General features: G+C 68.2%; 11 protein-coding genes. 10 read left to right on the top strand and 1 reads right to left on the bottom strand.

Annotation, left to right across the window (positions count from 1 at the left end):
• Positions 1-333 precede the first annotated feature (333 nt).
• From AC061S_RS33940 to AC061S_RS33975, 8 genes are all read left to right on the top strand, one after another.
• A complete protein-coding gene (locus AC061S_RS33940; protein ID WP_478689721.1) occupies positions 334-2550 on the top strand; it encodes an MMPL family transporter in 2217 nt (738 codons plus the stop codon).
• Positions 2551-2630: 80 nt separating this feature from the next.
• The gene (locus AC061S_RS33945) at positions 2631-3842 is read left to right on the top strand and encodes a sensor histidine kinase (protein WP_478689722.1); all 1212 of its coding nucleotides are present in this window, start codon (positions 2631-2633) and stop codon (positions 3840-3842) included.
• Complete coding sequence (locus AC061S_RS33950) at positions 3839-4510, top strand: response regulator transcription factor (RefSeq protein ID WP_478689723.1); 672 nt, start codon at positions 3839-3841, stop codon at positions 4508-4510. The genes AC061S_RS33945 and AC061S_RS33950 overlap by 4 nt, the downstream gene beginning before the upstream one ends.
• 412 nt (positions 4511-4922) lie before the next feature.
• Complete coding sequence (locus tag AC061S_RS33955) at positions 4923-5414, top strand: esterase/lipase family protein (protein ID WP_478689724.1); 492 nt, start codon at positions 4923-4925, stop codon at positions 5412-5414.
• A 302-nt stretch (positions 5415-5716) separates the two neighbouring features.
• Positions 5717-6184 (top strand): MarR family winged helix-turn-helix transcriptional regulator, encoded by a 468-nt coding sequence (locus tag AC061S_RS33960; RefSeq protein ID WP_478689725.1) that lies wholly within the window; start codon positions 5717-5719, stop codon positions 6182-6184.
• A 160-nt stretch (positions 6185-6344) separates the two neighbouring features.
• Positions 6345-6965, top strand: coding sequence for a malonic semialdehyde reductase (locus AC061S_RS33965; protein WP_478689726.1), 621 nt, complete (start codon positions 6345-6347; stop codon positions 6963-6965).
• A gap of 41 nt (positions 6966-7006) precedes the next feature.
• Entirely contained in the window at positions 7007-7687 is a 681-nt protein-coding gene (locus AC061S_RS33970; RefSeq protein WP_478689727.1) for a GTP cyclohydrolase II, read from the top strand.
• A 10-nt stretch (positions 7688-7697) separates the two neighbouring features.
• Positions 7698-8003, top strand: coding sequence for an antibiotic biosynthesis monooxygenase family protein (locus tag AC061S_RS33975; RefSeq protein ID WP_478689728.1), 306 nt, complete (start codon positions 7698-7700; stop codon positions 8001-8003).
• Positions 8004-8069: 66 nt separating this feature from the next.
• On the opposite strand, the gene AC061S_RS33980 is transcribed toward AC061S_RS33975, so the two are convergent.
• Positions 8070-8468 (bottom strand): winged helix-turn-helix transcriptional regulator, encoded by a 399-nt coding sequence (locus AC061S_RS33980; RefSeq protein WP_478689729.1) that lies wholly within the window; start codon positions 8466-8468, stop codon positions 8070-8072.
• Positions 8469-8660: 192 nt separating this feature from the next.
• Here AC061S_RS33980 and AC061S_RS33985 point away from each other — a divergent pair, with 192 nt between their 5' ends.
• Together AC061S_RS33985 and AC061S_RS33990 are read left to right on the top strand one after the other, a co-directional pair.
• Complete coding sequence (locus AC061S_RS33985) at positions 8661-9527, top strand: NmrA family NAD(P)-binding protein (RefSeq protein WP_478689730.1); 867 nt, start codon at positions 8661-8663, stop codon at positions 9525-9527.
• Between the two features lie 893 nt (positions 9528-10420).
• Complete coding sequence (locus AC061S_RS33990; protein WP_478689731.1) at positions 10421-10831, top strand: reverse transcriptase N-terminal domain-containing protein; 411 nt, start codon at positions 10421-10423, stop codon at positions 10829-10831.
• Positions 10832-10940: the final 109 nt, after the last annotated feature.

Genomic DNA, 10940 nt, shown 5'->3' on the forward strand with positions numbered 1-10940 from the left:
GGGGGATCGTCCTCATCGACACTATCGATGCGGGCGTAAACGCTGTATTCGCCCAGAGGCCCCCCGCGATGTGCCCCTCGGCCGTCTCCCGACCCTTCTCCTACCACCGCCGTACGAGCCGACGACCGTACCGCATCGGCACTACGGGCAGCTGCCTGCACCCGGACGACGACTCCACGGCCGGGCGTGGGCAGGCTGGAGGCCGACCAAGCTCGACCGGCCCTTGCCGCCCGGGCGCCCTGCCCCTCTGCACTCATGCCCTTGGCACAGCAACCGCGCTGAGGGCCGGCCCTGCCTCCTTGCGGGCCCCGTTCGACTGGAGCTCTTCTCCCCGTGGCCACACTCCTGTATCGATTGGGCCGGCTGGCCTTCCGGAAGCGGCGGCTCGTCGCACTCGTGTGGGTGGGCCTGCTGGCCGTTGCGGGGGTGGGCGCTGCCATGGCGCCCACCGCCCCCGACGACGGGTTCTCCGTGCCCGGAACGGAGGCGCAGCGTGCCTTCGATCTGATGGACGAACGCTTCCCGGGCGTCAAGGCGGACGGCGCCTCCGCCCGTCTGGTGTTCGCCGCTCCCGACGGCCAAAAGGTCACCGCCACCTCGTACAAGGCGGCGATCGACAGGACTCTTGGAGAGCTGACCGCAGGAGCCCAGGTGACCTCGGTCACCGACCCCTTCGCGGCGGGAGGGGTGAGCAAGGACGGGTCGACCGCCTACGCCACGGTCTCCTACGACGGGAAGGCGCAGGACCTGACCGCGTCGACCACCCGATCGCTGGCGGACGCGGCCCAGGAGGTCCGCGACACGGGGATGACGGTGGAGGTCGGCGGGACCGCGCTGAAAGAGTCACCGGAGACCAATCCCACGACGGAGCTGATCGGTGTCGCCGTGGCCGCCATCGTCCTGGTGGTCACCTTCGGGTCGCTGGTCGCCGCGGGGCTCCCGCTACTGACCGCTCTCATCGGAGTGGGGCTGGGCGTGGCGTCGATCGCGGCGCTGAGCAGCACGCTGGGTCTCTCCGCCACGACCAACAAGCTGGCGATGATGATCGGCCTGGCGGTGGGCATCGACTACGCCCTGTTCATCGTGTCGCGTTACCGCGCCGAGCGTGCGGAGGGCCATGATGCGGAGGAGGCGGCCGGCCGGGCCGTCGGCACCGCTGGTTCCGCGGTGGTGTTCGCGGGCCTGACCGTGGTCATCGCACTCGCCGGACTGTCCGTGGTGGGAGTGCCCATGCTGGGCAAGATGGGCCTGGCCGCGGCGGGCACGGTGGTCGTCGCCGTGTTGATCGCGCTGACGATGGTGCCTGCCCTGCTGGGCTTCTTCGGAGGCAAGGTGCTTGCGCGCAGTGCCCGAAAGCAGCGGCGGCCACGGCTCAAGGCGTCGGCTGGGTCATCCCAGGAGCGCGGCTTGGGTGTCCGCTGGGCCCGGTTCGTACTGCGCAGGCCGGTCGCGGTGCTGCTGTTCGGTGTGGTGGGGCTGGGTGTCGTCGCCGTACCGGCCATGGACCTGAAGCTGGCCCTGCCCGGTGACGAGGCGCAGCCGACCTCGACAACGCAGCGCCGGGCCTACGATCTGCTGTCCGACGGGTTCGGCCCCGGCTTCAACGGGCCGCTGACGATCCTGGTCGATGCGAAGGGCGCGGACGATCCCAAGGCCGCCGCGCAGCAGGTGTCGAAGACCGTTGCCGCGACGTCTGGTGTCGTCACGGTCTCCCCCGCCCGGTTCAACAAGGCCGGCGACACCGCGATGATCACCGTGGTGCCCGCTACGGGTCCGAGCACGACCGCGACCAAAGACCTGGTGCACGCCATTCGCGGTGAGGCCGGTGACCTGAAAGCCGAGGCCGGTGCCACCATCCTGGTGAGCGGAACCACCGCGATGAACATCGATGTCTCCCAGAAACTCACAGACGCCCTGGTGCCCTATCTCGCCCTCGTGGTCGGTCTGGCCGTCCTGCTCCTGATGGTCGTGTTCCGGTCACTGCTGGTGCCGGTCAAGGCCGCCCTGGGCTTCCTGCTCTCCGTGACGGCCGGTCTCGGCGTGATCGTCGCCGTCTTCCAATGGGGCTGGCTCGCCGACCTCTTCGGAGTCGAGCAGACCGGCCCGGTGATGTCGATGATGCCAATCTTCATGATCGGCGTGGTCTTCGGTCTCGCCATGGACTACGAGGTCTTCCTCGTCACCCGGATCCGGGAAGCGTATGTCCACGGGGAGCGCCCCGGGGCCGCGATCGTCAGTGGATTCCGCCACAGCTCCCGGGTGGTGGCCGCCGCCGCGTTCATCATGATGGCCGTCTTCGCCGGCTTCATCGGTATGCCCGAACCCATGCTCAAGATGATGGGAGTCGGTCTCGCATCCGCCGTCGCCTTCGACGCCTTCGTGGTCCGCATGGCGATAGTCCCCGCCATACTGGCCCTGGTCGGCCACCGAGCGTGGTGGCTTCCCCGCAAGCTTGAGCGGTTCCTGCCCCGCGTGGACGTCGAAGGCGAGAGCCTCAGCGAGCAGCTGCCGGCTCGGGAACCTGCGCTGGCAGAGGTCAGCCACGTCTGAGATCCTCCCCGGACCGTAGGCAGGGCACTCTGGACAGACCGCGAAAACCGCACAACGCTTGCGTAAGGACCATAGGCACTGTGGAAGCGACTGAATCGCGGCGGCATGGCCGCAGGACCAGGCGCGAGCAGGTGACGGGCTGCCTCGCGGCGGCTGCACTGTTCGCCCTGTCCCTGTTCGGATCTCTGCTGGACGGAGACGGATTCCAAGGACCCCTGCGCGTCTCCGCGATCGCGATCGCGGCGCTCTCCTGTGCGGTCGTAACGGCTCATGGCCGGCTGCCGCGCACGGTCACCGCCGTGACCGTGGCGTGCGGGGTGCTGTCCATCCTCCTCGGCTACCGCCCGAACCCGTTCCTGCTCAGTCCCGCCATGGTCTCGCTCTGGCGGCTCGCCGTACGGACGGACCGGCGCACCGCCTGGACGGCTTCCCTGTCCTCGGCCGCGGCACTCACCGGGGCGGCCTTCATCTTCGGCCCCGGCTCATGGCTGGAACCCGGGAAGGTCGCCGTGCTGGCCTGGGCTCTCCTGCCGGGGGCAGTCGGTGACGCGGTCCGCTCCCGGCGCGGCTACCTGGCCGCGGTGGAGGAACGCGCCGAGCGCGCGGAGCAGACTCGCGAGGAGGAGGCCCGTCGGCGGGTCGGCGAGGAGCGAGTGCGCATCGCCCGGGATCTGCACGACGTCGTCGCCCATCACATCGCGCTGGCCAACGCCCAAGCAGGCGTCGCGGTTCACCTGATGGCCAGGGACCCCGAGAAGGCCCGCACGGTGCTGGAACAGATCACCGAGACCACCAGTTCCGCCTTGCGAGAGCTGAAGGCCACCGTCGGACTGCTACGCCAGCCGGACGACCCGGCAGCTCCGCTGGAACCCACCCCTGGAATCGCCCAACTTCCCGCTCTGGTGGAGTCGTTCCAGCATGTCGGACTGGAAGTGACGGTCCGGCGGGAGGGCGAGGAACACCCGCTGTCGGCGGGCGTGGACCTGACCGCCTACCGCATCGTCCAGGAGGCCCTGACCAACGTCACCAAGCACGCCGGCAGCGGGTCGGCCACCGTCTCCCTCAAGTACACCAGGACCCGGCTGATGATCACCGTGGAGGACAGTGGGAGCCCCCCGGTCCGGCAGCCGGACAGCCCGTCGGGCTACGGGCTGATCGGCATGCGGGAACGGGCGGCCGCCGTCGGAGGAAGACTCCGGGCGGGACGGCGGCCGGAAGGCGGCTTCCGGGTATCCACGGAGCTTCCCCTGCACACCGGTGAACCAACCGACGAGGAAGAGACCCCGACATGACCATCCGCGTACTACTCGCCGACGATCAAGCACTGCTACGCGGCACCTTCCGTCTGCTCTTCGACTCCGCCGATGACATGGAAGTGGTCGCGGAAGCAGCCGACGGCCGCCAGGCAGTCGAAATGGCGAAAGCCACCCGGCCCGACGTCGTGGTCATGGACATCCGTATGCCCGGAATGGACGGCATCGCGGCCACCGCCGCCATCTGCACAGATGAGGATCTGCCAGACACCCGGGTACTGATTCTCACCACCTTCGAGATCGACGAGTACGTGGCGCATGCCCTGCAGGCCGGAGCGAGCGGGTTCCTCGGAAAGGGAACCAGCACCGAAGACCTCCTGGCCGCGGTCCGCACCGTGGCAGCGGGCGATTCCCTGCTCTCCCCACTGGCCACCCGTGCCCTGATCGCCCAGTTCCTCTCCCTTCCCGGGCCACCACTGCAACTCTCGGACTCGCCGCTGAAAGCCCTGACCGCTCGGGAGCGGGAAGTGATGGCCCTGGTCGCAGCCGGCCTCTCGAACGACGAGATCGCCCAAAGCATGCACGTCAGCCCGTTCACCATCAGGACGCATGTACACCGGGCCATGTCCAAGCTGCACGCCCGTGACCGCGCCCAACTGGTTGTCATCGCCTACCGGACCGGCCTGGTACGGCCGGAAGCCCGCTGACAACGCCAGTACCGCACCGTGGCGCCGAACAGCTCCTCCGCCTCGGCCACCCCCAAAGGACCGCTGCCCCACATCGCCGCCGATCCGGTCGAGCGCGAAGACCGCGGCCTCACCTTCGAGCAGCTTGAACGAGGACCTGGTGTCCGGGCCGTCGATCTCGACCGGCACGCCGGACGTCAGCGCGAGGCAGAGAGCCGCGGAGTCGAAGACCGTCTGGTTGGTGCCGGGGAAGTAGAACTGCTACGTCCGGGCGGGGACGTCCGGGGCGAGGTCGACTGGGCGGGCACGCCCATGGCGGTGTTCGACATCTTCCGGCCTGATCGTGGAGCACTGGGACAACGCCGAGCCAATTCCCTCTCCCGCCGAGGCAGGGAACAGCGGAAAGTTCTGAGGCGAAGGCGGTGAACCTCTGATGATACTCGCCCCCGTGTCGGCGCCCCGGCGGGCGGGCGCTGGTCGGACGCCGTCCGGTGGATCCCCCGCGGTCAGGCCGCGTCGTCGGCGGTCGGCACCCCGACGGGTCCGGGCGTGGGCTGATGAGGGGGTCGGCTGGGAGCCCATCGACGCCCCCGGCCAGTGGACCTACAACGCCAGCCAGCCCAACGCCACCACCGCCTCGCAGCTGTCCCAGGAGATCGACCGTGTCCTCGCCGCGACGGGAGCGTCCGAGGTCGATGTGGTGACGCACGCCATAAGCGCCCTATCGTCCCGCTACTACACAAAGAATCTCGGCGGAGACGCGAAGGCGGACGCCTGGATCTCCCTCGGCGGGCCGAACCACGGAACGGACACCGCGTACTTCTGGGGGTGCGCCTCCTGCACCGAGATGCGCCCCGGCTCCAGTTACCTGGGCGCCCCCAACTCCGGCGACGAGACCCCCGGCGCCTCCCGGTACGCCACGTGATGGTGGCCCTGCGACTCCGTGATCAACCCGGAGACCAGCGTCGCGCTCTCCGGCGTGAGCAACAGCAAACCGCCTGCATGAGCCACGGCGAACTGCGCTCCGACAGCACCGCCTACGGTCAGGTCAAGTCGTTCGTCGGCTGACCCGCCGCGGGGTGCGCCCCGCGGGGGGCGCGGCACGGCCGCCACTCCCGTGCGGCCGGCCCGCCCGCGAATCCGTGGCGCGGCGCAGCCGGGTGCCGGACGTTTTGGAGCGGTGGCCGTGCCGTGATCTCGGCCGACGCACGTGTGAGCATGGCCGGTATGAATGGTCGATTCGACGGGCTGCTCGATGACGACGCGGTCGTGCTGCTGGGCCTGCTGTTGCGTGCGGGATACGTGGTCAAGGCCAGGGCGGTGCGAGACATCGCGGAGGTCGGGCTGAGCTCGGAACAGTTCGAGGTGCTGCTGCGGCTCTCCCGCCACCCGGGCGGGACTGCCCGGATGAGCGTGCTGGCCGAGGAGATGACGTTCAGCTCCGGCGGCTTCACGCGTTTCGTGGACCGCATGGAGCGGGACGGCCTGCTGGCCCGTACGTCCGACCCGGAGGACCGGCGGGCCGTACGGGTGGCCGTCACCGATCTGGGCGAGGAGAAGCTGCTCGCCGCTCTGACCGTGCACGCGCCCCGGCTGCACCGGTACCTGCTGGACCCGCTCACTGCCGAAGAGCGCCGGGTCATGACGTCGGTGCTGGTCCGCTTGGACGCCTGGAACAGTTCCCCGCAGGAGTGATACGGGCCGGGACCAAGGTCCCGGAAACACGTGGCCCGTCCGCCTCTTCTCCGCCCGTAAACCTCACCCTAGGTTTATCTGCATCCGCAGAAAATGCGGAAGCAATCACCCGCGCCGCCGTCGTGCGCCGGCCGGGGTCGTGTACCGAGGAGCCACACCCATGACGACCGCCGTGCAGGACCGCACCGACCTTCTCGCCCTCGATGAGGCCGCCCAGGACCTGCTGTTCCGCGAGGCCCGTACCGCGAACACCTTCACCGCGGAGCCGGTGGACGACGCGCAGATGCGGGCGGTGTACGAGCTGGTCAAGTACGGTCCGACCGCGATGAACCAGAGCCCGCTGCGGGTCGTGCTGCTGCGCTCCGAAGGGTCCCGCTCGCGCCTCGTCCCGTACCTGGCCGAGGGAAACCGGAAGAAGACGGCGACCGCCCCCCTCGTCGCGGTCCTGGCGGCCGACACCCGCTTCCACGACGAGCTGCCCAAGCTGTTCCCGCACTTCCCCGGCGCCCGCGACATGTTCGAAGGCGACGCCGAGGCCCGCGTCGAGCCCGCCCGCCTCAACACGGCCTTGCAGATCGCCTACTTCATCGTCGGCGTGCGGGCCGCCGGACTGGCCGCGGGACCGATGACCGGCTTCGACGCGGACGGCGTGTCGAAGGAGTTCTTCCCCGACGGCGAGCACCAGGCGATGGTCGTGGTCAACATCGGCCACCCCGGCGAGAACGCCTGGTTCCCCCGCCTGCCCCGCCTGGACTACGACGAAGTCGTCACCACCCTCTGACGCCGGCCTCCCAGACCCCTCACTACTGACCGGATGATCGGATGACTTCCATGCGGCCCACCTTCGCCGGAGCGACGGAGCGTACCCGGGTACCCATCCCCTGCCGTCTCGGCGACGGCTTCACCCTCACCGCCGAGGCGGTCACCTTCCACGGCCTGGCCGACGGGGCGGAGCACGTCGCGCTGCTGCTGGGAGACCGGGCGGCCACCGGGGTCCCGCTGGTGCGGTTGCACTCCGAGTGTCTGACCGGCGATGTCTTCGGCTCCGCCCGCTGCGACTGCGGCCCCCAGCTGGAGGAGGCGCTCGAACGGATCTCCGCTGTCGGCGGCGTTCTGCTGTATCTGCGCCAGGAAGGGCGTGGCATCGGCCTCTACAACAAGCTCGACGCCTACGCTCTGCAGGACGGCGGCCTGGACACCTACGCCGCCAACTCCGCTCTCGGCCTGCCCGAGGACGGCCGGGACTACACCGCCGCCGCCCAGATGCTGACCGCGCTGGGCATCGACACCCTCGACCTGCTGTCCAACAACCCTGACAAGGCACGGCAGTTGCGACGGCCGGGGATCACTGTCCGTGATCGGGTACCCACCGGCGCCTTCGTGACCGAAAGCAATCAGGCCTACCTGTGGGCCAAGGTCGAACAGACCGGCCATGACATCGCCCTGACGGGCCGGCCCGCCCGACCGGCGCGTCACGTGCTCGACAGCCGCGTCGGCGTATGAAAGGAATCCCATGAGCGTGATCGAGATCGCCCATGTCGCCCTGGCGTCAGGAGCGACGCATGAACAGTTCATCGAGCAGAACCGTGTCCTGGAAGCCGGATACATCGTCAAGCAGCCCGGTTTCCTCAGCCGGGAACTCGCCTCGGGCGAAGGAGGAAAATACATCGTCGTAGTCCACTGGCGCACCGCGGAAGACGCAGACGCCTCCATGTCACGCTTCGCCACGGACCCGAACACCCAGGGATTCATGTCGGTGATCGACGCGGCCACCATGAGCATGGACCGGTACCAGACAGTCGCCCTGGACGGAGGCTGAGCCGAAACCAACCACGGACCGTGACGCCACTCATCCCGCGCCCGTGGTTCAGGAGCATGGGGCAGGTCAGCCCGCCGCCCGGTCGTGGGCAGTGCGATTGCGGTGGATCTCGGCCGCATGCGTCTCCGCCCAGTGCCGGATCACGGTGAAGGGCTCGATCACGCTGGCCCCCAGCGGCGTCAGGCTGTACTCGGTGCGCGGCGGCACCTCGGCATACACCTTTCGCTCCACCAGGCCGTCGCGTTCGAACGCGCGCAGGTTGGCGGTCAGGACCTTGGGAGTGATACCCGCGACCGCGTCGCGCAGTGCGGAGAACCGGTGAGTGCCTGACGCGAGCGTCAGGATGATCAACACGCTCCATTTGCCGCCGAGCAAATCGAGAGCATCGCGGCTGGGACAGTCGGGGTTGCTCAGATCGCCACAGCGTACGAGCTGGCCGACGGCGCTGACCTCGATGGTTTCCATCAGGTAACTATAGCACTTTGAAGATATGTGTATCTCTCGGAAATCATGACCGCGCACGGCCGGTTGTCACTGAACGTGCACCACCGGGAGGCGCGGGAGTTCCCGCCGTGCCGATGCCTCCGGGGGAAGACCCGGCCCCCGGCCTGACTCAGTCCCGATCCCCTCGCAGCAGAAACAGACAAGGAACCGGACATGTACGTCATCGCAGGAGCCACCGGCAACGTCGGATCGGCGGCCGCACGCACTCTCATCAAGGCCGGCAAGCCGGTCACCGTCATCGTCCGCTCCGAGGAGAAGGCCCGGCAGTGGCGTGAGGAGGGTGCCGAAGCCGCGGTCCTGGACCTGACCGACACACCCGCTCTCACCAGACTGCTGACCGGAGCGGCGGGCGCCTTCCTGATGGTCCCGCCGAACTTCTCCGTCCCCGACTACCTGAAAGCGAGCCGGGAACTCATCTCCTCGCTCGCCACCGCTGTGAAGGACAGCGGAGTGGAGCACACCGTGTTCCTCTCCTCCGTCGGCGCGCAGCACGACTCCGGCACCGGCCCGATCGTCACCGTCAACTGGGGCGAGCAGGCGCTGAGGCCCGCCGGCCGGAACCTCACCTTCGTGCGGGCCGCGTACTTCCTGGAGAACTGGGCTCCCGTGTTTCCCGTCGTGCTCGAGCACGGTGTGCTGCCGACGTTCCTGGCGCCCGACACCCCGATCGACACGATCGCGACCGCCGACATCGGCGCCTTCGTCGCCGACTCCCTCCTGAACCCGGCCCAGGGCCACCGGATCAGGCACGTCGCCGGCCCCGTCCAGTACACCCCGCAGGACATCGCCTCCGCCCTGGCCGACCTCCTCGGCAAGCCGGTACCACTTGCCCCCGCACCCGCCGAAGACGCGACCGCTGCCTTCACCGGGATGGGTTTCCCTCAGCAGGCCGCGGAACTCTACGCAGAGATGTACGTCGGTTTCGCCAACGGCCGCGTCGCCTTCAACGACGACGCGCCCATCGAACACGGCACCACCACGCCCCAGGACGTATTCGCCCCTCTGCTGCGATCCCACTGAACTCGCGCGGGGCCCTGCCCGCCGGCCGGGGGCCCCGCGCCAGGCATTCGTCCGGTTGCTCTTCACCGGCGCGCTCCAGCGCTTCCCCGAGTGTCGGCGGCCGGGCGCCGGTACGCCGGCCCACGACACAGGAATCGACATGCGCCGCACCTACCGCACCCTCTACCGCCTGGGCATCCTCCCCTGGGATACAACCGGGGTACCAGTCCCACTCGTCGACATCGTCAAGGGTCAGTGCGGCTAGAAGCCGCACAATCAAGGACCTGCCCGGAAGGAGATAAGGGCAGGTCGGTCCTGTGACCAATGGACCGTCCACCGCTCGGCATGCGTCAGGAGTAATCCTTTCGTGTGAAGCCCGAGTTCGCGACCGAAGGCCGAAGCGTCCACTGCGACGGTACGGGTCCGGTGGAAGTTCGGACGGGTGAACGAAAGTGAATCGTCGCTGAGGTCTCGTAAAGAACGAACCGCCCTAGTGGGTTGTAACCGGGCGGAAAAGGAGCAGAGGGTGAGATTCCCTCACGCGATCCGCCAAGCTGGCTGTGAAAGCGCGGATAGGTCACCACGGCTCCCGGGATAGAGACGGCACCCACCCCGAACGCAACTTGATTGTGTGGAACTAGACAACCCCGTAGAGGTCCCCCACCTGAGGGTAGGCCGGAGGTAACAAAGGCACAGAACCTCTGCGGGCGCAGGATGGTCCGAGAAGCGAATGCCACTGGGGCGAAAGCCCAGGGGAAAGGCTGGATAAAGGGGCTCCACCCTCCAGCTATAACCCGGTGGATACCGGCCTGATGGCCGGACCCGAAAGGGGGCCCACGCGGACCAGGTTCGTCCTTGAAGAACCAGAAACCAACGCCGACATAACGACGGTGCACGTTAGACAGGGAGGACAGATGGACGAGAACGTGGGACGGAAGTCCTTCTGGAACGAAACCGGCGACGACGCCGAAGCCTGGCACAGCATTGACTGGAACCGGGTGGACGCGGATGTACGAAGGCTCAGGCAGAGGATCTTCAAGGCTGCTCAGGAGTACGACATGCCGAAGGTCAGGAACCTCCAGAAGCTCATGTTGCGTTCGACGGCGAACACTCTGTTGAGTGTCCGGCGGGTAACGCAGGTGAGCAGGGGGAGAAAGACGGCCGGCGTGGACGGCGACACGGCACTCACTCCGCAGGAAAGGGGCCTCCTCGCGAGGCACCTGATCGCGGAGAAGAACGTGAAGCCGTCACCGGTAAAGTGTGTATACATCCCGAAGGCCAACGGCAAGACCAGGCCGCTAGGAATTCCGACGGACACGGCATAGTGCCGCAGCGTCCAGGCAGTCCTTGGGTTCCTTGACGGTGACCCACCCGTTCCACGCCCTGTCGGGCATGCAGTTGGACATTCTGTTCGTCAAGCGGCGCAGTGGTGCA

It is taken from the genome of Streptomyces sp. CA189, assembly GCF_056428985.1.

Bases quoted from the DNA above. Each gene is read 5' to 3' on its own strand.
- AC061S_RS33950 (WP_478689723.1), top strand. From the start codon at position 3,839: ATGACCATCCGCGTACTACTCGCCGACGATCAAGCACTGCTACGCGGC.
- AC061S_RS33955 (WP_478689724.1), top strand. From the start codon at position 4,923: ATGATACTCGCCCCCGTGTCGGCGCCCCGGCGGGCGGGCGCTGGTCGG.
- AC061S_RS33960 (WP_478689725.1), top strand. From the start codon at position 5,717: ATGAATGGTCGATTCGACGGGCTGCTCGATGACGACGCGGTCGTGCTG.
- AC061S_RS33965 (WP_478689726.1), top strand. From the start codon at position 6,345: ATGACGACCGCCGTGCAGGACCGCACCGACCTTCTCGCCCTCGATGAG.
- AC061S_RS33970 (WP_478689727.1), top strand. From the start codon at position 7,007: ATGACTTCCATGCGGCCCACCTTCGCCGGAGCGACGGAGCGTACCCGG.
- AC061S_RS33975 (WP_478689728.1), top strand. From the start codon at position 7,698: ATGAGCGTGATCGAGATCGCCCATGTCGCCCTGGCGTCAGGAGCGACG.
- AC061S_RS33980 (WP_478689729.1), bottom strand. From the start codon at position 8,468: ATGGAAACCATCGAGGTCAGCGCCGTCGGCCAGCTCGTACGCTGTGGC.
- AC061S_RS33985 (WP_478689730.1), top strand. From the start codon at position 8,661: ATGTACGTCATCGCAGGAGCCACCGGCAACGTCGGATCGGCGGCCGCA.
- AC061S_RS33990 (WP_478689731.1), top strand. From the start codon at position 10,421: ATGGACGAGAACGTGGGACGGAAGTCCTTCTGGAACGAAACCGGCGAC.